The organism is Shewanella sp. TB7-MNA-CIBAN-0143 (genome assembly GCF_040310065.1).
Taxonomy (GTDB): Bacteria; Pseudomonadota; Gammaproteobacteria; order Enterobacterales; family Shewanellaceae; genus Shewanella.
In genome coordinates, this window is record NZ_JBEOPL010000004.1 from 127,312 (window position 1) to 151,231 (window position 23,920).

18 protein-coding genes are annotated in these 23,920 nt (G+C 41.0%); 7 read left to right on the forward strand and 11 right to left on the reverse strand.

The window, feature by feature from the left end; genetic code table 11:
* Positions 1-107 precede the first annotated feature (107 nt).
* The 5 genes from ggt (at position 108) to AAEY97_RS04840 (ending at position 8,714) form a co-directional block, all read left to right on the forward strand.
* Positions 108-1,859 (forward strand): gamma-glutamyltransferase, encoded by a 1,752-nt coding sequence (gene ggt, locus AAEY97_RS04820; protein WP_350996946.1) that lies wholly within the window; start codon positions 108-110, stop codon positions 1,857-1,859.
* A 715-nt stretch (positions 1,860-2,574) separates the two neighbouring features.
* Positions 2,575-3,933, forward strand: coding sequence for a methyl-accepting chemotaxis protein (locus AAEY97_RS04825; RefSeq protein ID WP_350996948.1), 1,359 nt, complete (start codon positions 2,575-2,577; stop codon positions 3,931-3,933).
* An 80-nt stretch (positions 3,934-4,013) separates the two neighbouring features.
* The gene (locus AAEY97_RS04830; protein WP_350978091.1) at positions 4,014-5,237 is read left to right on the forward strand and encodes a porin family protein; all 1,224 of its coding nucleotides are present in this window, start codon (positions 4,014-4,016) and stop codon (positions 5,235-5,237) included.
* Positions 5,238-5,248: 11 nt separating this feature from the next.
* The gene (locus AAEY97_RS04835; RefSeq protein ID WP_182743922.1) at positions 5,249-5,644 is read left to right on the forward strand and encodes a type 2 periplasmic-binding domain-containing protein; all 396 of its coding nucleotides are present in this window, start codon (positions 5,249-5,251) and stop codon (positions 5,642-5,644) included.
* Positions 5,645-6,614: 970 nt separating this feature from the next.
* Positions 6,615-8,714: a bifunctional 2',3'-cyclic-nucleotide 2'-phosphodiesterase/3'-nucleotidase gene (locus AAEY97_RS04840; protein WP_350996951.1), complete on the forward strand. Its 2,100-nt coding sequence runs from the start codon at positions 6,615-6,617 to the stop codon at positions 8,712-8,714.
* A 126-nt stretch (positions 8,715-8,840) separates the two neighbouring features.
* On the opposite strand, the gene AAEY97_RS04845 is transcribed toward AAEY97_RS04840, so the two are convergent.
* A complete protein-coding gene (locus AAEY97_RS04845; protein ID WP_162024356.1) occupies positions 8,841-9,287 on the reverse strand; it encodes an ATP-binding protein in 447 nt (148 codons plus the stop codon).
* Between the two features lie 31 nt (positions 9,288-9,318).
* Entirely contained in the window at positions 9,319-10,041 is a 723-nt protein-coding gene (gene cobB / locus AAEY97_RS04850; RefSeq protein WP_182743924.1) for a Sir2 family NAD+-dependent deacetylase, read from the reverse strand.
* Between the two features lie 358 nt (positions 10,042-10,399).
* Between cobB and fur the strand changes: the two genes are divergently transcribed.
* A complete protein-coding gene (gene fur / locus AAEY97_RS04855; protein WP_101086900.1) occupies positions 10,400-10,831 on the forward strand; it encodes a ferric iron uptake transcriptional regulator in 432 nt (143 codons plus the stop codon).
* An 80-nt stretch (positions 10,832-10,911) separates the two neighbouring features.
* Here fur and AAEY97_RS04860 read toward each other — a convergent pair whose 3' ends face one another.
* From AAEY97_RS04860 to sdhC, 9 genes are all read right to left on the reverse strand, one after another.
* Positions 10,912-11,838: an AEC family transporter gene (locus AAEY97_RS04860; protein WP_350996954.1), complete on the reverse strand. Its 927-nt coding sequence runs from the start codon at positions 11,836-11,838 to the stop codon at positions 10,912-10,914.
* A 136-nt stretch (positions 11,839-11,974) separates the two neighbouring features.
* Positions 11,975-12,847 (reverse strand): succinate--CoA ligase subunit alpha, encoded by an 873-nt coding sequence (gene sucD, locus AAEY97_RS04865; RefSeq protein WP_101086898.1) that lies wholly within the window; start codon positions 12,845-12,847, stop codon positions 11,975-11,977.
* Positions 12,847-14,013 carry an ADP-forming succinate--CoA ligase subunit beta gene (gene sucC / locus AAEY97_RS04870; protein WP_101086897.1) on the reverse strand — a complete coding sequence of 389 codons (1,167 nt, stop codon included), beginning with the start codon at positions 14,011-14,013 and terminating at the stop codon, positions 12,847-12,849. Before sucC ends, sucD begins: the two co-directional genes overlap by 1 nt.
* Before the next feature lie 76 nt (positions 14,014-14,089).
* The gene (odhB, locus tag AAEY97_RS04875) at positions 14,090-15,286 is read right to left on the reverse strand and encodes a 2-oxoglutarate dehydrogenase complex dihydrolipoyllysine-residue succinyltransferase (protein WP_101086896.1); all 1,197 of its coding nucleotides are present in this window, start codon (positions 15,284-15,286) and stop codon (positions 14,090-14,092) included.
* A gap of 28 nt (positions 15,287-15,314) precedes the next feature.
* The gene (sucA, locus tag AAEY97_RS04880) at positions 15,315-18,137 is read right to left on the reverse strand and encodes a 2-oxoglutarate dehydrogenase E1 component (protein ID WP_101086895.1); all 2,823 of its coding nucleotides are present in this window, start codon (positions 18,135-18,137) and stop codon (positions 15,315-15,317) included.
* 202 nt (positions 18,138-18,339) lie between these two features.
* A complete protein-coding gene (locus AAEY97_RS04885; RefSeq protein ID WP_101086894.1) occupies positions 18,340-19,047 on the reverse strand; it encodes a succinate dehydrogenase iron-sulfur subunit in 708 nt (235 codons plus the stop codon).
* A 16-nt stretch (positions 19,048-19,063) separates the two neighbouring features.
* Positions 19,064-20,830, reverse strand: a complete 1,767-nt coding sequence (gene sdhA, locus AAEY97_RS04890) for a succinate dehydrogenase flavoprotein subunit (protein WP_350996957.1) — start codon at positions 20,828-20,830, stop codon at positions 19,064-19,066.
* On the reverse strand, positions 20,831-21,178 hold the full coding sequence (sdhD, locus tag AAEY97_RS04895) for a succinate dehydrogenase, hydrophobic membrane anchor protein (protein ID WP_101086892.1): 348 nt from the start codon (positions 21,176-21,178) through the stop codon (positions 20,831-20,833).
* Positions 21,172-21,546, reverse strand: coding sequence for a succinate dehydrogenase cytochrome b556 subunit (gene sdhC, locus AAEY97_RS04900; protein WP_101086891.1), 375 nt, complete (start codon positions 21,544-21,546; stop codon positions 21,172-21,174). Before sdhC ends, sdhD begins: the two co-directional genes overlap by 7 nt.
* 429 nt (positions 21,547-21,975) lie before the next feature.
* Here sdhC and AAEY97_RS04905 point away from each other — a divergent pair, with 429 nt between their 5' ends.
* On the forward strand, positions 21,976-23,262 hold the full coding sequence (locus tag AAEY97_RS04905; protein WP_101086890.1) for a citrate synthase: 1,287 nt from the start codon (positions 21,976-21,978) through the stop codon (positions 23,260-23,262).
* The last annotated feature ends 658 nt before the right edge of the window (positions 23,263-23,920 follow it).

Below are 23,920 nucleotides of genomic sequence, written 5' to 3' on the forward strand. Positions count from 1 at the left end.
CCTACCCTATAATAATTAACACTCAACCGCTAAAACTCATACCAATTATTGCTATCATGTGGCATGTTCTATCACAGTATCTTCTCAATACACACCAAGGATTGATCGTGACACGATTCCCTAAATTAACACCGCTTTTTTTGAGCACCGCATTAACACTCACACTTTGTTATCCTGCGCTTCATATTGCTGACAGCCAAGCAAATGAAGCTTCAATCTTCAGTGAAATGGCAACGGCTCAGCCAATCTATGCTAAGCATGGCATGGTTTCAAGCCAAGAAGCCATAGCTAGCCAAATTGGTGTTGATATTTTAAAACAAGGTGGCAACGCGGTCGATGCGGCCGTAGCCGTGGCATATGCACTTGCAGTAACCTTACCTCGCGCGGGTAATATTGGTGGTGGTGGTTTTATGCTAGTGCATTTAGCCGAGCAAAATAAAACCATTGCTATCGATTACCGTGAAACAGCCCCTGCTAAAGCGCACAAAGATATCTTCCTTGATGAACAAGGCAATGCAGTTGACAAACTCAGTCGTGAGCATGGACTAGCTGTGGGCGTACCTGGAACCGTTATGGGGATGGAACTGGCCTTAAAACAATATGGCACCATGAAAATGGCGCAAGTGATCAAGCCTGCGATTAAGCTCGCCAAAGACGGTATAGTTGTTACTTCAGATCTATCAAACTCATTAGCGGGCCTTAAATCTCGTATTACTCAATGGCCAAGTTCAGCAGCAATTTTCTACCATGCCGACGGCAGTAATTATCAGGTCAATGAATTGCTCAAACAACCCGAGTTAGCGCAGTCATTATCGTTGATTGCCCAGAAAGGTAGTAAAGGGTTTTATCAAGGTGAAACGGCTGAAAAAATTGTCTCTGCGGTCCAAAATGCTGGCGGGGTAATGAGTTTAACTGATTTAGCTAACTACAAAGTTGTTGAGCGCGAACCGGTTCGAGGTAATTATCGAGGCTACGAAGTGGTATCTATGCCGCCGCCATCTTCAGGGGGTATTCATATTATCGAAATGCTCAATGTACTCGAGCAATTCCCCATTGATAAATTAGGCCACAATAGCGCAAACACTTTGCATCTTATGGCCGAAACAATGAAATATGCCTATGCTGATCGTAGTGAGTATTTAGGCGACCCAGATTTTGTTACTGTTCCTGTAAAACAATTGACTAGCAAACAATACGCAAAAGAGATTTCCAGTAAAATCGCCATCAATAAAACCACCCCTAGCAGCGAAATTAAGCCGGGGAAACTAGCACCATATGAGAGCGATCAAACTACCCACTTCTCGGTTATCGATAAATGGGGCAATGCAGTTGCTAACACCTATACCCTTAACTTCAGTTATGGTTCAGGCTTAGTCGCTAAAGGTACTGGGATTTTATTAAACAATGAAATGGATGACTTTTCGGTTAAACCAGGTACCCCTAATGGTTATGGCTTAATTGGTGGGGAAGCAAATGCAGTGCAAGGAAATAAGCGCCCTCTTAGCTCCATGAGTCCAACCATGGTAATGAAAGATGGCAAACCTTTCATTGTTACCGGCAGCCCCGGTGGCTCACGGATTATTAATATTACGCTGCAAATGATCATGAATGTGATTGATCATAACTTAAACATTGCCGAAGCAACCGCTGCTGCACGTATGCATCACCAATGGTTACCTGATTTTATTTGGGTGGAACATACATTGAATCGCGATACTATTTCATTACTTGAAGCCAAAGGTCACAAAGTGAAAGTGCAAGAATCGATTGGCAGTACTCAATCGATAATGATGACAGAGCAAGGTCTTTTTGGCGCTTCAGATCCAAGACGCGCTGGTTCTGCCGCCATCGGCTATTAATACCATTAACCATTACCCTTAAAGCAATAGCGGCTTTACATAATCTAAAGCCGCTATCATTGATAATAAAGTAACAAAAATCATTAACAATATCGTTCTCACGCTAGCGGTACTTACCTAATTCGAAATCATTTCGAATACATAAAAAGTTCATCTTGATGGTTCACAATTAAAATATGTTAAATCAAACATAAACTATATTAACTCACAAAAAATAACATATCCATCGGCTATCAAACTTGTTTATAATCATAATGTTAAATTAACACCTCATTCAGGGGTGAATAATATTTTATTATATTAAAACAAAATCAATATTGTATTTCCAACGAGTTGAACAATACTAACATCGCAATGTGATTGTTTATTAAGCTTTAGCTTTTGTTAGTGATTTTATCCCATTATTTAAAGTGATATTATTGTAACCATGTTAAATAAATTGATTACATAAGGTTATATGCTGCTGACAAATTTAAAAATTAAGCACAGAATTACCCTACTTACTGTTGTCGCCATTTTGTCGTTTGTGATTTCTTTAATTATTAACAATCAAACTGGTGAAAACAATGCACAACGGTTAAACGGACTTCAAAACCAACTTTATCCCGCACTTAATCTGGCAACCATAAATCAAGGGTTGTGACTGCAATTAGATCAAACTATTCAGTCAGCAATAACCACAGGCGAAGAAGACAGCTTAGACATAGCTAAAACGATGGTGAAGCAAATTACGAATAATTTAAATGAGTTAGCCATTTTACTTCCTGCTGAAGAAATAAATACACAGCAATTGATTCGTGACATTACCCTTTATCATGAAAATGCTAGAAGCCTTGCTGCCGAGTTTATAAAGGATGATGTTGACTTTAGTAAAATTCAAACTCAAGCGACAGATAATGCCAAGCGATATCAAACTTTAGTTAAACAATTTGCGGCCAAGAAGAAAGATTATTCAACAGAGTTTGAGCAACGGATCCAATTAACCATAGCCAGTACTGAACGTGCAGAAAATAGTCTAATGCTCATTGGTATAGCGGCTACAGTCGTCATGATTGCAGTAGGAGTCTTAGTTAATAAATCAATTATTAGTACTATCGACAATGTAACCCAGTCACTTCGTAACATATCCCAAGGTGAAGGCGATCTACGATCACGGATTCAGTATGCAGGCAAAGATGAAATAGCACAGCTTGTTTATTGGTTTAATCAATTTGTGTCTAAACTTCAATCGTCTATTGCCGATACAAAGAATACCACTGAAAATTTAACCGAAGTTGCAGCAACGTTACTCAGTGGTAGTCAATACAGTGAACTCAATGTACAGCAACAAAATGAATCCATTGAGCAGATATCACAAGCCATGAAAGAAATGTTTGTCAGTGTCACTCATATTGCTGAATACGCATCAAGCGCAGCGCTTGATGCTGAGAATGCCAACACTGAGGCAAAAAAAGGCGTTGTTATTGTTAACGATGCTGTTATTACCATTAATACCTTGGCTGAAGAAGTACAGCAAACTGCGGTTGTCGTTAATCAATTGGACGCATATACCCATAATGTTAATGACATATTAGACACGATAAGAAGTATTGCAGATCAGACTAATTTACTCGCACTTAACGCTGCGATTGAAGCCGCGCGTGCTGGTGAACATGGGCGCGGGTTTGCGGTAGTTGCAGATGAAGTCAGAACATTGGCCTCTAGAACACAAACCTCGACCCAAGAAATCCAACAAGTGCTACAAGAATTACGCTCCACGTCTAAACAAGCCGTTGACGCGATGGCTCGTGGTATCAACACTGCAGCAATAGGGGTTAAATCAACCTCTTTAGCCGGTGAAGCCTTACAACGTATAACAGGTAAAGTGAGTGCAATATCAGAGGTTAATGACCAAATTGCGGCTGCCACCGAAGAACAACATACAACTTCGGTGTTGATTCAGCAATATGTAGCTGAAATGGAAGCCGGTTCACAGAAAGTCAGGGTAACGACGGCTGATATGGGAGGGATCAGTGTTGATATTCAAAATATAAGTAAAAGACTACAATCAATTACTAACCAATTTAAGGTGTGAGATTGATTGTAAATGCAGTAGCAGAAAACCAAAAATATAAGCCCTAGAGGCATATTGAGTGATGATCAAGGAGTAACACCATGCAGTTTAATTTAAAAGTATTATCTGTTGCAATATCAATGGCAATGATACCTAACCTAGCAACAGCAGATGAAGCTGCTGATGCAAAAATAGCTAAGTTAGAGCAGCAAGTTCAAACGCTGCAAAAACAACAAAATGCTAGCCTAACTGACAAAGTAAAATTTAACGGCTTTATTAGTGGAGCCTATATCAGCTCTGACAATGATGCTGGTTATAATAATGCAGATTCAAGTGCTGATTTTAACGAAGACAGTAAATTAGGGCTACAAGGTACCTTTAACATTTCTGACAATACTCAAGCAGTATTACAGTTAATGATGCGCGGTAAATACGACTGGGAAGTTGAAGCAGAATGGGCCTATTTATCTCATCGCTTTGAAAACGGCGTCAAGATTCGTGGTGGTAAACTGCGAGTCCCTTTATTCATGTACTCTGATTACTTAGATGTTGGCTACGCACAGCCATTTGCTCGTCCACCACAAGAAGTATACGGCGCTATTCCGTTTTCGTCTTACACAGGCGCTGGCGTGTCATACGATGTTGAATATGATGACTCAACCTTAACAATGCAAGCCTTCGGTGGTGAGTCAGATGTTAAAAATTCAGCGGTTGAACTCAGTAACCTTATGGGTGCGAACCTGAGCTGGACTGACGAAATATGGACTTTACGTGCCGTATACGCTCAAGCACAACTAGACGGACCTATTGTTAATGAAGTTGACGTAACATTAGCGCCTGGAGTGAACACCCAAGCGAACTATACGGTATTAGAACTTGATGATGATAAAGGTTCTTTCGTCGGAGTGGGTGCAAGTTACGACAATGGTGAAGTCATTGCGATAACAGAATGGACTCGTTCAGAAATTGATAACGCTTACCCTGATATTGATTCTGGTTACTTAACATTAGGCTATCGTATTAAGGCATTTACGCCTTACGCTACTGTTGCTTATACGAAAACTCAAGATAATGATGAGCGTCTACCTTTATCTACAGCGGCTGCAATTCAGATGGTCGCCTTTAATGCTGAACGTATGGCTTACAGTATTGGTTTGCGATGGGATGCAATTGATAACGTTGCGATTAAATTTGATGTCACCTACGCCGATGATTTTGGTGACACTTCAGGTGGATTCTTAGGCAACAACTTGGACACTTCAACAGGTAAATTCACTTACGATGACACCTTGATTTACACCGTTAAATTCGACGCAGTATTTTAAGGGGTATGATAATGAAAAAATTATTAACAATTTTAGCACTAAGTTTAACTGCCGTTACCTCAGCTAATGCTGCTGTAGTGATTATTGGCAATCCTGCTGCTGCAGATATTTCAATTAATGATGTAAAAAAAGCTTTTTTAGGAAAAGGTGATTCTTCAGTCGTCGTTTACGAATTAGAAGAAGGTAATCCTATTCGCAGTGAGTTTCATCAAGCTGTTACCGGTAAGTCAGATGCTCAACTGAAAGCATTTTGGTCTAAGCAAGTCTTCACAGGTAAAGGTACTCCACCTCCTGCGGTTTCTGGTGCAAGTGCGATGAAATCAGCAATTGCAAGCAATCCAAATGCCATTGGCTACATTGATGAAGCAGACGTTGATGCCACAGTAAAAATCATTATTAAGCCATAAATAATAATGAAACTGTGATTAATACCCACCAAATAGGGTAGAAACATAACCAGCGATGGTTTTGACAGTAACCAAAAAACAAACCGAGCAATTACCACGATTGCTCGGTTTTTTGTTGCTAACTCATCAATAAAACATTGAGCCGACTAAGTTAATAGCAACAAAATAGCACCAAAACATATCAACAATCCGTTTATTAATGTTTATGGTACTTTGCTGATATCCATAAACTAATAAATATTGCCAGCAATATGATATTCAGGCCATTGAGACTACGATTGATGAGTTATACCAGAGAGTTAGTACTCGCATTGATAATCGTTAAATATCTGCCTTGCCATATGATTGAAGCAATAGAATAATCATATTAATTTCACTCGCATCAAATACATATTTTTAATTTAACAGATCATGTACCGATGAAATGGTACAGATAACTAAAAGGTAAAGATGCAAGTATTAAAACGCTGTTACCTAGCAAAGGTTGATTAAAGGATAAACCTTAATATATTAAGATTTTAATTCTATTATTAACCATACCCGTTATGGTTTTGGTCGTGTTAATGTTAACCAGCACAGTGAATATTATTACATTTATAATGACTATTTAGTCTAAATAAGCAGAATTTATATATTTAGTGACATAAGTGTTATTCATAGTAAACCATGAAATAAGTTCATAGTCTCAGTCTTAGTCTTAGTCTTAGTCTTTATTAAGTAAACAGAAAAATTAATATAAAATACAATGATAGCCAGTCAGCTTTTTATCACTTTTTATGGCTATTAATTGCCCGAACGCACTCATTAATCATATTAATTCAGCGTTACATCACAATTTATTCATATCTTATGCTTATAATCACCACGGTGTTTTCATTTTATTATCAAAATAGTTAAGGAACGTTAACACTACGTAAGAGGCAAAAACAAAAAATACGCCTCGGGGTCAAATAAATATAGAGAGTAAAATATGTTAAATAAAACACTTCTTGCCGTTGTTATCGCTGGCGCACTGGGACTTGGCGGTTGCGGCTCTGATAATGACGATCAAACAAATACTGTTACTGCAGATATCAAGTTACGTGTAATGGAAACGACTGATCTTCATACTAATATGATGGATTACAACTATTACTCAGGGAAAGATGATAAGACCATTGGTCTGGTACGTACAGCAAGTTTAATCAATGCAGCACGCGCCGAAGTCACTAACTCAGTTTTATTAGACAACGGTGATTTATTGCAAGGTAGCCCTATGGGGGATTACATTGCCAATAAATTCAAAACTGACAGCAACATGTTAACCGACACACACCCAGTGTACAAAGCAATGAATACACTAGATTATGAAGTAGGTAATATTGGTAACCATGAATTTAATTATGGCTTAACATTTCTTGAGCAATCAATATCGGGTGCAAATTTCCCCTACATTAACTCGAACGTAATTTGTGCTGATAAAGATGGTTGCTGGGGTGATGTGCTATTTAATGAAAACATGTTCACACCGTATATCATTAAAGACAAAGTTGTTATCGATGTTGACGGTAATGAACACACAATCAAAATCGGTTATATCGGTTTTGTACCACCACAGGTTTTACAATGGGATAAAGCTAACTTAGACGGTAAAGTTGAAGTCTTAGGCATTGTTCAAGCGGCTAATAAGTTTATTCCGCAAATGAAAGCTGAAGGTGCTGATATTATTTTAGCCATTCCGCATTCTGGTATTGGTTCAAGTGAAAACCCTGGCGATCCATGGGCAGAAAACGCCACTTATGCACTCACCAATGTTGATGGTATTGATGCAATATTCTTTGGCCACAGCCACTCAGTTTTCCCAGCCGCAAGCTATAGCGATTTACCGAACACTGACGTAGAAAAAGGGCTATTAAACGGCATTCCAGCTGTAATGCCTGGTCGTTGGGGTGATAACTTAGGTGTGGTTGACTTAGTTGTACGCCAAGTAGAAGGGAAATGGACCGTAATTCATGAAGAATCAACGGCTAAAGCACGCCCAATTTACGACAATGCTAATAAAGTAGCATTGGTTGAAGGTGAAGCGAGCTTACGTGATGCAATTGAAATTGAACATAATGGTACTATCGAATATGTTAGCCAACCTATTGGGGTTGCTGCCGCTAACATGTACAGCTTCTTAACGTTAGTTCAAGATGATCCAACGGTTCAGATTGTATCTAATGCTCAAATAGCGCGTGTTAAAACATTAATTACTGATGATTTAAAAGATTTGCCAATCTTGTCAGCTTCGGCACCATTTAAAGCCGGTGGACGTTATGCTGAAGGAGATGCAAGCCAATATGTACAAGTTGATGCTGGCGACCTTTCGTATAAAAACGCAGCTGACTTATACCTTTATCCAAATACTATGGTTGCAGTTAAAGCCACCGGTGCGGAATTAAAAGATTGGTTAGAATGTTCTGCCAACCAGTTTAATCAAATTGATCCAACCATCAGTGCCCCACAAAATTTAATTAATCGCGCAGGCCACCCAACCTATAACTTCGACGTTATTGATGGCCTAACTTACAAAATTGATGTAACTCAACCAACTAAGTTTGACCGTAGCTGTGAAGTTGTTAACGCCGGTGCTAACCGTATTGTTGACTTAGCTTACACTGATGCCGATGGTACGGTTATTACGGGTGATGATTTAGCCGCTATGTCATTTGTAGTGGCATCAAATAACTACCGTGCATTTGGTGGTTCATTTGCGGGTACCGGTTCTGACCACGTAGTGCTAGAACTGCCAGATACCAACCGTGATGCATTATCAGCTTATATTACTGAGCAATCACAACCAAATGCAACTGGCGGATATGATGCTATGGTCGATCCATCAGCTGATTACAACTGGGATTTTAAAACTATTGATAATGCGACTGTTGCATTAGACATTCGTTTTGAAACTCAAGATAGCGATGTTGCTGACAAGTTTGTTGCTGATAATCAACAACGTAAAATGGTGAAGTTACCTACAACAGCTGATGTTGTCGCAGGCTTTGCGATTTATAGCATCGACCTAACGACACCTGTTGCTGCTAAATAATTATTAGCGGACTCAATACAAAGAAGGCGCTTTATGCGCCTTCTTTATTTTTATAGTTCTGGCCTAAAATATGGCCACACAACTTAAATACAGTCACCATTATTTAAACAATGAGTTTGCAAACTATTACTCTTCAAACAACTGCGCCATTTTTTGAATATGCACTAATGAAACGTGATGTTGATTTCGTTGTGCACAAAGCTGTTGATGTTGGTCATCATCTGGATTCCCTACTAATACCACTTTAACTTGATAGCCTAACGCTTTTGCTGCTGCATCATAAGCCATAAATTCCCATTTCGCGATATTAGTATTATCACAAATAACTATTGGTTCATTTCGCGCCAACGCCTGAATAAAAGCCGTTAAATTAGCCTGATGATATTGGCCAATTTTTTGCGGATTAAAGCGATATTGTCCCTGTTGATAAAAATAGCGGTCTGTAGAGAATAGACCATGCTGTCGGATATGAATCGCCTGCTCAATGCCTTGAGAAATAATAAATTGTTCAACCCAATAAGACTTACCACTGCCAGGTAAACCACGCATTATAATCGCCAGCTTTGACGGCATCACGTCATTTACCGCTCTATCAACTAACGTTTCACTCACTTCCAACCACCTTACCCGCTAAAATATCATCAACTAACTTAGGTAAAATATCACCCGCTTTTCCGGTAAAATGATATTGAAACTGACTATGACGGTCTGCAGGATCAAGGTTAACCTCCACAGTTTGAGCACCGTGGTGATTCGCGCTATCGACAAAGCCTGCCGCGGGATAAACCGTACCAGATGTGCCAATCGCAATAAATAAGTCACAGTGGTCTAAAGCGTCGTGGATTCTGTCCATACCAAAAGGCATTTCCCCAAACCACACAATATGTGGCCGCAAGCGTTTTCCCGGGATACAACAAGTGCAACAGTTTTCAGCACCAAAAGGTTCACGTAATACAAAGGTTTGTAATGATTGTGGGCATCGACCTTTTGCTAATTCGCCGTGCATATGCAGTAATCGTTTAGACCCTGCCCGCTCGTGTAAATCATCAACATTTTGGGTTATCACTAGCAATTCACCCGTAAATTCTGTTTCAAGTTTCGCGAGTGCTAAATGTGCTGCATTTGGAATGACATCATCACTGTGTAATTGTTGCCAGCGGCTATTATAAAAACGCTCCACTAACTCGATATCTCTTGCATAGCCTTCAGGAGTGGCAACATCTTCAATATGATGCTGTTCCCATAAACCATGCTGATCTCTAAACGTGCTCATACCCGACTCAGCTGAAATACCTGCGCCGGTCAGCACTACAATTTGCCGGTACATTGTTTGTCCTTTATTGTGATGATGTAAAATAAAATGTAATGACTTTTAATACCATATCAAAAATACGTACTCAGGTTACAAAATGTTGTCACTACACGGTCTAAAAATTCACATAAAATTCATGTTATAGATTTGATAATAATATCGGATATCCGAATAGGTACAATAATCCCTTAGTATAAGTAAGCTTATTGAGAGATCCTTAACAAATAATATCAGCTTAAGTGACTGTTTTACTAAATATCCTCTATATAGGTTGATAAAGCAGCTTAAGAGGTTTATGTTTTTAGACTCAAGACATATAATGATTAGAATATCCACCGATGAACCGATTGGTTCTGCAATCAAGAGATTAGCAATGACAGATGGAAATCAAGCACTCAAAAAAGCCGGATTAAAAATAACTCTGCCGCGAGTTAAAATTCTAGAACTGATGCAATCCCCAGACAACCAGCATATCAGTGCAGAAGACTTATATAAAAAGTTACTCGAAATAGGCGAGGAAATTGGTCTCGCTACTGTATACAGAGTATTAAACCAGTTCGATGATGCGGGCATTCTAAATCGTCATCATTTTGAAAGTGGTAAAGCGGTGTTTGAAATGTCGACTCAACAACACCATGATCATTTAGTGTGTTTAACCTGTGATAAAGTGATTGAGTTTACTGACGACGTAATTGAACGTCGCCAAGATGAAATCGCCATGCGTCATAACATCAAGCTGACTCACCATAGCTTGTACCTTTATGGCCATTGCACCAATGATACTTGTGATCACGCTGACGAATAGTCAGTATGTGAGCAACAAACAAACCAGCAAATTTGCTGGTTTTTTATTGGTTAATATTTGTCATAAGATTGAAAATTTAGTTAAAGCAACAATGTCAGCCATAAGCTAAAACTAAACACAGATAACAAGGTCGATAATACCACTGTGCTACCTAAAGTTGATTCATGTTGCTTAAGCTCTGTGGCAATAAGATAAGCGTTGACGCCAAGAGGAGAGGCACTGAGCAAGACCAACATCGCGGTGCTTGAAGCTGCTAGCTCAAACACAAAATGCGCCATCACATATACTAACGCTGGCAATAAAATAATTTTTAAGCTACTTGCCATTAAGGCTAAACGCCAATGTTCACCTACGCGATAAAAACTTAAATTAGCACCTAGCACAAACAATGCACACGCCAAAGCGGGCTTAGCTAATAGCGCTAAACCATCATCTAATTGTGGTCCCAAGTTAATACTTAATGCATTCGCCAAAATGCCTAGCCCAATACTCATTACTACCGGATTAAGTACCATAGAGCGAGCAAACCGTCGCCACGAGAAACCCTGAGGCTGCGCTCGTGCCGCTAAGATAAAAGTCAGTGCAAACAGGGTGGCGCTATGAAAAGTAATGATCATAAATACCTGCCCTATCATTGCTGGGCCTAATGCCGCGATAATAATGGGTAAACCTACCAATACCGTATTGGAATAACTGGCGCCCAACGCGAATACCGCACTGGCATCACGCCCCTGCAGCGCTATTGGACTAAAGTGTCGATTAATTCGGTAACCTATAGCAAACACTAACAACACTGGTAAATAAAAAGCCAGCAATGCAAATGGGTCAATGCTTTGCGCTAATGGTGCTGCCAGCATATTGATAAATAAAAATGCCGGAATACTGACATAAAAAGTAAATTTGCTGATCCCGGCAATGTGTTCTTTATTAAAGAAACCCACTCGGGTTAATACAAAACCTAATACCACCATAAAAATTAACGGAAATATAATACTGATGATGGCCATACTTACCTTACAAATACCGAACTAAATACCAGCTGATTGTCTATTATAATAATATGAAAAATATAACAGTATGAAAAATAGTGTAAAAAAACCAATAAAAAAGGCGCCTAAGCGCCTTTTTCAAGCCGAGTAAATGTTACCAGCCAGTCCGAATACGTAGTGCTTTACCAATGTCAGCTAAAGAGCGAACAGTCGTAACGCCTGCAGCTTCAAGAGCAGCAAACTTATCTTCAGCAGTACCTTTACCACCAGCGATAATTGCGCCAGCATGGCCCATGCGCTTACCTTCTGGTGCAGTAACACCAGCAATGTAAGATACAACAGGCTTAGTTACGTGTGCTTTGATATATTCAGCAGCTTCTTCTTCAGCATTACCACCGATTTCACCGATCATTACAATCGCTTCAGTCTGTGGATCGTTTTGGAACATTTCCAATACGTCAATGAAGTTAGTACCAGGAATTGGATCACCACCGATACCTACACAAGTAGATTGGCCGAAACCTTCATCAGTAGTTTGCTTAACTGCTTCGTACGTTAATGTACCAGAGCGTGAAACAATACCAACTTTACCAGGTAAATGGATGTGACCAGGCATGATACCAATCTTACATTCACCAGGCGTGATAACACCTGGGCAGTTAGGACCAATCATGCGAGTGCCAGTTTCTTCAAGCTTCACTTTCACTTGCAGCATATCAAGTGTTGGGATACCTTCAGTGATACAAACGATTAGCTCAAGGCCAGCATCGATTGCTTCAAGGATAGCATCTTTACAAAAAGGTGCTGGTACGTAGATAACAGTTGCAGTTGCACCTGTTGCCGCTACAGCATCTTTAACTGTGTTAAAGACTGGAAGACCTAGGTGAGTTTGACCACCTTTTCCAGGAGAAACACCACCAACCATTTGCGTGCCATAAGCAATCGCCTGTTCAGAGTGAAAAGTACCCTGACCACCAGTGAAACCTTGACAGATTACCTTGGTATCTTTGTTAATTAAAACAGACATTATTTGCCCTCCGCAGCTTTAACAACTTGCTCAGCCGCGTCAGTTAGACTTGTAGCCGCGATGATATCAAGACCAGACTTAGCCAATACTTCACGACCTAATTCGGCGTTAGTACCTTCAAGACGAACAACAACTGGCACTTTAACGCCAACTTCTTTAACCGCACCGATAATACCTTCAGCGATCATATCGCAACGCACGATACCACCGAAGATGTTAACCAATACTGCTTTAACATTGCTGTCAGAAAGAATGATCTTAAAGGCTTCAGCAACACGTTCTTTAGTTGCTCCACCGCCAACGTCTAAGAAGTTAGCTGGCTTGCCACCGTGTAGGTTTACGATGTCCATTGTACCCATTGCTAGGCCGGCACCGTTAACCATACAACCTACGTTACCGTCTAAAGCAACATAGTTTAATTCAAATTTTGCAGCATGTGCTTCACGTGCATCATCTTGTGATGGATCGTGCATCGCTTTGATTTTTGGCTGACGGAATAATGCGTTGCCATCAATACCAATTTTGCCATCTAAACAATGAAGGTTGCCTTCAGTGGTGATAACAAGTGGATTGATTTCTAATAACGCAAAATCATGGTCGTTAAACATGTTCGCTAGACCCATAAAGATCTTAGTAAACTGCTTCATTTGTGTTGGGTTTAAACCTAACTTGAAGCCAAGATCGCGAGCTTGGAAAGCCTGAGGACCTGTTAACGGATCAATGATAGCTGTGTGAATAAGCTCTGGCGTATGTTCAGCCACAGTTTCAATATCAACACCACCTTCAGTCGACGCCATGAACACTACACGACGTGTGCTACGGTCAACAACTGCACCTAAGTACAATTCATTGGCGATGTCAGTGCAGCTTTCAACTAGAATTTTAGCAACTGGCTGACCTTTAGCGTCAGTCTGGTACGTTACTAAGTTCTTACCTAACCAGTTTTCAGCGAATGCTCTGATTTCGTCTTTACTTCCGGTAACTTTAACGCCACCTGCTTTACCACGGCCGCCAGCGTGTACTTGACACTTAACAACCCATAGGTTCCCGCCAATGTGGCCAGCTGCTTCAACTGCTTCTTGAGCGGTATCACATGCAAAGCCTTCAGAGACTGGTAAACCATATTCGGCAAATAAAGATTTTGCCTGATACTCATGCAAATTCATGATGATCTATCCATATACTTCTAATCAAATCCAACTGGCTCAATATGAGCCAGCGACGAGGGTTTTATCTAACTACTTATAGATCAAGTAGCAGACGAGTTGGATCTTCTAGGAAGTCTTTAATCGCGACTAAGAAGCCAACTGACTCACGACCATCAACAATACGATGATCGTAAGAGAGTGCTAGGTACATCATAGGCAGGATTTCAACCTGACCATTGACTGCCATTGGGCGATCTTTAATGGCATGCATGCCTAAGATTGCGCTTTGTGGTAGGTTCAAAATGGGTGTAGACATTAGCGAGCCGAAAACACCACCGTTGGTTACAGTGAAGTTACCGCCAGTCATGTCTGCAACAGACAGTTTTCCGTCACGGCCTTTAATGGCTAATTCACGTACCGCTTTCTCAATCTCAGCTAGGTTCATGGTATCAGTGTCACGTAATACTGGTGTCACCAGGCCACGTGGAGTCGATACTGCAATGCTGATATCAAAATAGTTGTGATACACAATGTCATCACCATCGATAGAGGCGTTAACTTCAGGGAAACGTTTTAGCGCTTCAGTCACCGCTTTGATATAGAAAGACATAAAGCCTAAACGAATACCATGACGTTTTTCGAAAATGTCTTGGTACTGTTTACGAATATCCATGATTGGCTTCATGTTAACTTCGTTAAACGTGGTTAACATTGCCGTTGAATTTTTCGCTTCTAAAAGACGTTTAGCGATAGTCTTACGAAGACGTGACATTGGTACACGCTTCTCACTACGGCCTTCTAATACTGCAACAGGCGCTACCGGCGCTGCTGCTTTAGCTGGAGCAGACTTAAGGAATGCATCAACATCATCCTTAGTCACACGTCCACCAACACCAGAACCTTTAATTTTACTGGCATCAAGATTATGCTCAGCAATAACACGACGAACAGATGGACTTAATGCATCGTTAGATTCATCAGTAGCGACTTCAGTCGTTGTATTAGTAGAAGGCGCTGATGCTTCAGCTTTAGTCACTTCTTGGCCAGACACTGCACCAGCGACGAAATTAGCAATCACTTGCTCACCTAAAACGGTGTCACCTTCTTGGAATAACAATTCAGAGATTGAACCGTCTTCTGGTGCAACCACTTCTAATACAACTTTGTCAGTCTCGATATCAACTAAGTTTTGATCGCGTGTCACCTGTTCACCAGGTTTAACATGCCAAGTAGCAATAGTTGCATCAGCAACAGATTCTGGTAATACGGGTACCTTAATTTCGATACTCATGGAAAGCTTCCCTTATATAAATTATCTATTACGACAGTTTTAATGCGCTATTTACTAATGATTCTTGCTGCTGTACGTGTAACCCAGGATAACCACATGCTGGTGCAGCAGAAGCTTCACGACCGGCATAAGTTAGTTGAGCACCTGCAGGAATATTAGCCCAGAAATGATGCTGACTACAGTACCATGCACCTTGGTTTTGTGGCTCTTCTTGACACCAAACAAAATCAGTAACATGTTGATATGTTGCTAATGCCTCACGCAATTCCACGTCAGGGAACGGATATAGCTGCTCAACACGCACAATGGCAACGTTGGTAACATTCTCTTTGCGACGTTTTTCAAGTAACTCGAAATACACCTTGCCGCTACAGAATACAACGCGGTCAACTTGGCTTGCATCTAAGGTATCAATCTCACCAATAATATTTTGGAAAGTCCCTTCAGCAAGCTCTTCTAAGGTAGACACCGCTAATGGATGACGTAGCAAAGATTTAGGTGACATGACTACCAGCGGGCGACGCATTGGACGCACAACCTGGCGACGCAACATGTGATAAACCTGCGCCGGAGTTGATGGCACACACACTTGCATGTTGTGGTTAGCACATAATTGCAAGAAGCGCTCTAGACGTGCACTTGAATGTTCAGGACCTTGGCCTTCATAACCATGAGGTAATAGCATCGTTAGACCACATAAACGGCCCCACTTTTGCTCACCAGATGATAAGAATTGGTCAATAACGACTTGGGCACAGTTGACGAAATCACCAAACTGCGCTTCCCAAATGGTCAAGCCACCTGGTTCTGCCGTAGCGTAACCGTATTCAAATGCCAACACAGATGCTTCAGATAATACTGAGTCAATAATATCAATTGGCCCTTGTTCATCAGCCACATTACGCAAAGGTAAATAGGTAGTGCCGTCTTTTTGGCTATGCAATACAGCATGACGATGGAAGAACGTACCACGACCAGAGTCTTGACCAGTAATCCGCACACGCTTGTTATCTTCAAGGATAGAAGCATAGGCCAAGGTTTCAGCGAAGCCCCAGTCTAATAACTTTTCGCCTTTAGCCATCGCAGTACGGTCAGCACAAATTTTGGCAACACGAGATTGAAGCGTATGGTTTTCAGGAATATCAACTAACTTATTGGCTAAGTTTTGTAGACGTTCCATTGACATAGCACCCGCGTAATCTTCATCCCATTCGCGATTAAGATACGGTGTCCAGTCAACAGTATGTAACGTCATAGGACGCCATTCTTTAACCACACAATCACCAGCATCTAATGCATCACGATAATGGTTAATCAAACCAGTCACTTCATCGGCTGGAATACTATTTTCAGCGATTAACTTATCTGCATAGATTTTACGTGGTGTAGGGTGCTTTTTGATTTTAGCGTACATCAGCGGCTGTGTAGCACTAGGCTCGTCAGCTTCGTTATGGCCATGACGGCGATAACACACTAAATCAATAACCACATCACGCTTAAATTCATTACGATAATCCACTGCAAGTTGAGAGATAAACGCAACCGCTTCAGGATCGTCAGAATTAACATGAAAAATTGGCGCCTGAACCATCTTAGCGATGTCAGTACAGTATTCGGTTGAACGTGTGTCAGCCTGATTAGATGTGGTAAAACCAACTTGGTTATTGACCACTATTCGAATGCTACCGCCAACAGTAAAACCACGTGTTTGAGACATGTTAAACGTCTCTTGCACAATGCCTTGGCCAGTTATAGCAGAATCACCATGAATAGTAATTGGCATGACTTGCAGACCGTCTTTACAACCACGACGATCTTGACGAGCACGAACAGAACCAATAACCACTGGATTAACGATCTCTAAGTGAGATGGGTTAAAGGCAAGTGCTAAATGAACGTTTCCACCTGGCGTTTCAAAATCAGATGAGAAACCTTGGTGATATTTTACATCGCCAGAACCGTGAGTGTCGGCATGCTTACCCGCAAACTCATCAAAAAGTTCAGCAGGACGTTTACCTAGCACGTTAATGAGCAAGTTTAAACGACCACGGTGAGCCATACCTACCACGATTTCTTTAGTACCCGCTTCGCCTGCACGGTAAATGATTTCACGCATCATCGGAACGAGCGAATCACCACCTTCTAAAGAGAATCGCTTAGCTCCAGGGAATTTAGCACCAAGGTATTTTTCGATACCTTCTGCAGCATTCAACCCTTCAAGAATACGCTTTTTGACGCTGTTATCGTACTGGGCTTTACCTAATGTGGGTTCAAGACGTTGTTGGATCCAACGCTTTTCATCGGTATCAGTAATATGCATGTATTCAGCACCAATCGAGCCACAATAAGTGCTCTTTAGTGCGTGAATAATATCAGCCAGTTTCATGGTCTCACCACCTAGGGCGAATGAACCAGTATTAAACTGACGCTGCATGTCATCTACGGTTAAGCCGTGATAAGCAGGATCTAACTCCTGAACTTCCTCGCGCTTCCACAATCCTAATGGATCTAAATTGGCATTTTGATGGCCACGGAAACGGTGAGCATTGATCAGTTGCAGAACCTTAACTTGCTTCGCATCTAACTCTGGATCGCCGACGCTGGTAGCGTTTTTTAAACGACCTTGTAGAGCTAAACTGCGGAAATAGTCACGAACTTTAGAGTGAGCAGTTTCGGGTACTTCTACTGAGGCACCGTTAACCGGAGGGAGATTATCAAAAACAAGCTGCCAATCAGGGGTCACTGATTGCGGATCTTCTTGATAGGCTTCATACATCTCTTCTACGTAGGTCGAGTTCGAACCACTTAAATGTGACGACTCGAGCCAGGCTTTCATGATGCCTTGGTGCATTGTTATTCCTTTCAAACTTGATACACGTGCTAGCCATAAACATAACAGTGAGTAACGTAAGTTACATCACACGTAGACTGAAACTATCTTTACAAGATAGTAGCAGGAGGTCTTACATAAACACGCAAAAGAGCCATCTCCAATAATGAAGATGACTCTTAACAGAGCTAATAAGTCAGACTATTTTGCTCTTCGTCGTGCATTAAACAGCTCGCTTCAGTAACATCGACTTGATATGACCAATCGCTTTAGTTGGGTTTAATCCTTTAGGACAAACATCAACACAGTTCATGATGCCATGACAACGGAACACACTGTAAGCATCATCTAGATCAGATAAACGCTCCTCAGTTGCCGTGTCGCGGCTGTCAATCAAGAAACGATAAGCATGCAATAAACCGGCTGGACCGATAAATTTATCCGGATTCCACCAGAAAGATGGACACGAAGTTGAACAACATGCACACAAAATACATTCGTATAAACCATCTAAATGAGCACGCTCTTCAGGTGATTGTATATGTTCACGAGCTGGCGCCTTTTCATCATTGATCAGATAAGGCTTAATTTTTTCGTATTGCTTGTAGAACTGAGTTAGGTCAACGACCAAATCTCGAACTACTGGCATGCCTGGTAAAGGACGGACTTCAATTTTCTTCCCTTTAAAGGTAGATATTGGCGTAATACACGCTAATCCATTTTTACCATTCATGTTAACACCGTCAGAACCACACACGCCTTCACGGCATGAGCGACGAAACGCAATCGTTGAGTCTTGTTCTTTCAGCTTAATTAACGCATCCAACACCATCATATCAGAACCATCAGGCACTTCTAGGGTGTAATCCTTCATGTAAGGCTTGGTATCTACATCAGGATTATAACGATACAATGCAAATGTTAATTTCATCTTTTGCAACTCCTGCCTAATAGGTACGTTTTACTGGTGGGAATGCATCACGTAATTTAGGTGTCATGTTGACATCACGTTTGCTCATATTCTTAGTCACTGGGTCAAATAAGCTATGACACAACCAATTGTCATCATCACGGTCTAAATAATCTTCACGAGAATGCGCACCACGGCTTTCAGTACGGAAGTTGGCTGCATAAGCAGTTGCCAGCGCTGTTGCCATTAAATTATCTAATTCTAAACATTCAATACGCTGAGTATTAAATTCATTTGAGTTATCAGATAACTTAGCATTATCAAGTCGCTTTTGAATAGCTTGTAGCTGCTCTAGACCTTCAGCCATGGCTTCACCACTGCGGAAAACAGAGAAATTTAACTGCATACACAATTGAAGCGCTTTACGAATAACCGCAGGCTCTTCGCCGTCTTTGTTGCTTTCCCAACGATTAAGACGAGCAAGTGATGCACTAATTTCTATGTCTGATGCCGCTTTTGGATCAGGTGTAGCGTCTAACGCTTTACCTAAATGTTGACCCGCAGCACGTCCAAAGACCACTAAATCGAGTAATGAGTTACCGCCTAAGCGGTTTGCACCGTGTACAGATACACAAGCGATTTCACCAACCGCAAATAAACCTAATACATCTTGCTCACTGCCATCTTTATTCTGACGAATAACTTGACCGCTCACTTTAGTCGGTAAACCGCCCATCATGTAGTGGCATGTTGGCAATACAGGAATAGGACCGTCTGCTGGATCGATATGAGCGAAAGTACGTGATAATTCACACACACCAGGAAGACGCGCTTCAAGGGTTTCTTTGCCCAAATGATCAAGCTTTAGTAACAAATGCGGGCCTAAAGGACCGTCTAAACCACGACCTTCGCGAATTTCAGTCATCATTGAACGTGCTACCACGTCACGAGAAGCTAAATCCTTCGCATTCGGTGCATAGCGCTCCATGAAACGTTCGCCATCTTTATTTAATAAGTAACCGCCTTCGCCACGACAACCTTCAGTTACCAAGGTACCTGCACCAGCAATACCCGTTGGGTGGAACTGCCACATTTCCATGTCTTGTAATTGAATGCCAGCACGTGCTGCCATACCTACACCGTCACCGGTGTTAATATGAGCATTAGTGGTCGAAGCATAAATACGCCCTGCACCACCCGTTGCTAGTATCGTTGCTTTGGCTTTGAAATAAACAATATCGCCTGTTTCAATTTCAATTGCGGTACAACCCACTACAACGTCATCTTCATTTTTAACCAAATCTAAGGCATACCACTCAGAATAAACGTTAGTTTTATGTTTAACGTTTTGTTGGTATAAACAATGAAGCAGTGCATGGCCTGTACGGTCAGCAGCAGCAGCGGTACGAGCAGCTTGCTCGCCACCAAAGTTACGAGACTGGCCACCAAAAGGACGCTGGTAGATTGTGCCATTTTCAAAACGAGAAAAAGGTAAACCCATTTGCTCAAGTTCAATAATCGCTTCCGGACCCGTTTGACACATAAACTCAATAGCTTCTTGGTCGCCGATAAAATCAGAACCTTTAACCGTATCGTACATGTGTTGTTCCCAATGGTCCTCGTGAGCATTACCTAATGCTACGGTGATACCACCTTGAGCAGAAACGGTATGTGAACGAGTTGGGAATACTTTAGATAACAGCGCACAGCTCTTACCTTCTTTAGAAATCTGTAATGCTGCTCGCATACCCGCGCCACCGGCGCCGATTACGATTACATCAAATTCGCGTACTGGAATACTCACTTAAACACCCCACACTATTACAATGCCTGACGCTAAATAACTGATCGCGACCATAACAAAGGTAAACTGTAATACACCACGTAACGCTGTGTGTTTGACATAATCAGTCAACACTTGCCATACACCAATCCACGCATGAATAAGTAAAGCAACTAACGTTATAAGGGTAAAGACTTTCATTGGAAGTGAACTAAATAAGCCACTCCAAATTTCGAAAGTTAACGGGGCACTACACGCGATAAAACCTACTAAGAAAATAGTATAACAAGCGAGGATCACTGCACTTGCGCGTAATAGAATATAGTCATGAACACCACTGCGTCCAAAACTTGCTGCATTTGTTACCATACCCAAATCCCCGCTATGATTGAAAAGACTACTGCTAACACAAAAGTAGCCTTAGCTGATGCAACACCCGAAGTTAATTCTTCCCAGTGTCCGGCATCCATAATCAAATGACGAATGCCACCTAATAAATGATAACCCAACGCAGTTAGAATACCCCAAATGATGAACTTCATCACGAAACCATCGAACAAGGATTGTACGCTAGCAAACCCCTCTGGTGATGTTAAAGTCGAATTTAACAGCCATAGAAGAATACCAATTGCGAATAGCATGATAACACCGGAAATACGGTGTAGGATTGACGCGATAGCTGTCGCAGGAAAGCTTATCGTCTGCAGGTCTAGATGGACAGGTCTTTGCTTTTTCACGTTCTGCTCACTCAGCTCCGTCGAGCATTATTTTTGTTATCTATCTGTTTTTTGTTTAACTATTAACGCTAACACTAGGCATACGTTTTAAAACAAATAACGGACCACTCTGAAACATCTAATCAATTGAGAAACCACTATTTAGTTCGTAAATTCATCATTCCTAAACTGTGATGTTCGTCGCCCTTGGGGGCGCAGGCAAGTATACTCGTGGGAATTGTCAAATACAAACCTCACATTATGCAAAATAAGTTTTTTTAGTATTTTTTTATTCTAATCCAAGCGCAGAGCGGTTTACAGGGCACATATACCATGGTCTAACAAATTTAAACGCTTATTTAAATTGATCTGTGATCCCGATCCACTGTAAAGTAATGACCGCTTAACATGCCGCACTCATATAGAAGAATGAAGTAAGGAGAACGGGGTATGGCTGATAATATAGCCAAATTAGAGTTACCAGGAAACGAATCAATCGACCTACCTATCAAGAAAGGTACTGAAGGTTTTGACGTTATCGACATCAGTACACTTGGAAAAAAAGGGTATTTCACCTTCGATCCAGGCTTTTTAGCTACTGCATCTTGTGAGTCAGCAATTACTTATATCGATGGTGAGCAAGGTATCTTGTTACACCGTGGGTATCCAATTGAACAACTTGCAACTGAATCGACCTACTTAGATTTATGCTACTTGCTATTATATGGTGAATTACCGTCTAAAGCTGATTACGAACAATTTGTTTCCACAGTGAAAGAACACACTATGGTTCATGAACAAATTGCATTCTTTTTCAGAGGTTTCCGCCGTGACGCACACCCAATGGCAATGCTATGTGGTGTAACAGGTGCATTATCTGCTTTCTATCAAGATTCTCTTGATGTTAACAATCCAAAGCATCGTGAAATTGCAGCTTACCGCTTAGTGTCGAAAATGCCGACAATAGCAGCGATGTGCTACAAGTACTCAATGGGGCAACCTTTTGTTTATCCACGTAACGATTTAAGTTATGCGGGTAACTTCTTGTCGATGATGTTTGCTACTCCGTGTGAAGAGTACAAAGTTAATCCTGTTGTAGAAAAAGCAATGGACCGTATTTTTGTATTGCATGCTGATCATGAGCAAAATGCATCTACATCTACTGTTCGTTTAGCTGGCTCTTCAGGTGCTAACCCATTTGCATGTATTGCAGCGGGTATTGCTTCGTTGTGGGGCCCAGCTCATGGTGGTGCTAACGAAGCTTGCTTAGAAATGTTAGAAGAAATCGGCAGCGTTGATCGCATTCCTGAATTTATCGAGAAAGCGAAAGACAAAAACGATCCATTCCGTCTAATGGGCTTTGGCCATCGCGTTTATAAGAACTTCGACCCTCGCGCTAAAGTGATGCGTGAAACTTGTCATGAAGTCCTTAAAGAACTTAAAGTGGTTGATCCATTATTAGACGTGGCAATGGAACTTGAGCGTATCGCTCTTGAAGATGAATACTTCATCTCTAAGAAGCTATACCCGAACGTTGATTTCTACTCTGGTATCATCATGAAAGCCATTGGTATCCCTAACGATATGTTCACAGTGCTATTCGCATTGTCACGTACTGTTGGTTGGATTTCACATTGGAAAGAAATGTTAGATCAACCAGGCCACAAAATCAGCCGTCCACGTCAGTTATACACTGGTGAGTCTGCACGTGAATTTGTGAGCGTTGATAAGCGTTAATCTTTTGATTAACCAAACTAAAAAAGCGCCGAAAGGCGCTTTTTTGTTATTTAAATTTAGATATCGGTGACTATTCAACGTAGTGAATAAATCAGCCCTAAACACCTTCAATGATTTATAATCGGTTAGAGGTGATGTTTAATAGAACATTTAATTTTACAATTTTTAACAGATTGAAGTCGTATGACAGTAATCAGTAATCAGTATTGAGTTGGTGGTAGTTACACTCAAATTAGTCTTTGCTGATGACGCTATTATAATCCGGATCACCATTACCGGTGTGCAAGTTAAGAGGTACTAAACCTCTCCAAGAACCCATATTAATGGCTTTTTTACACCATAGTTCCAGCTTTTAGGAGCATTAATTAAGCTTTTTTGGCACTGCTCCGCGGCAACATTAATTGTTAAGTTGTGATCATCTATATAAATTGAATTATTCCACCTCGGACCTGTTTCGTTGGCGAAAGATATAACAAAGAAAAAGCAAACAAAAATGTTTTCCCCATGTCAAAGTCCCTTCTGAAGAAACTCTTTTTTGAGAAATATAAACTGTAAAAGAAAGCATAGGCGAAGGTATGAATGAGCCTGTTCAGCAAAATAGGCCTGCTTTTCTAATTCATCATCTTGGTACATTTATTCCACTTTAATCACTTTGATT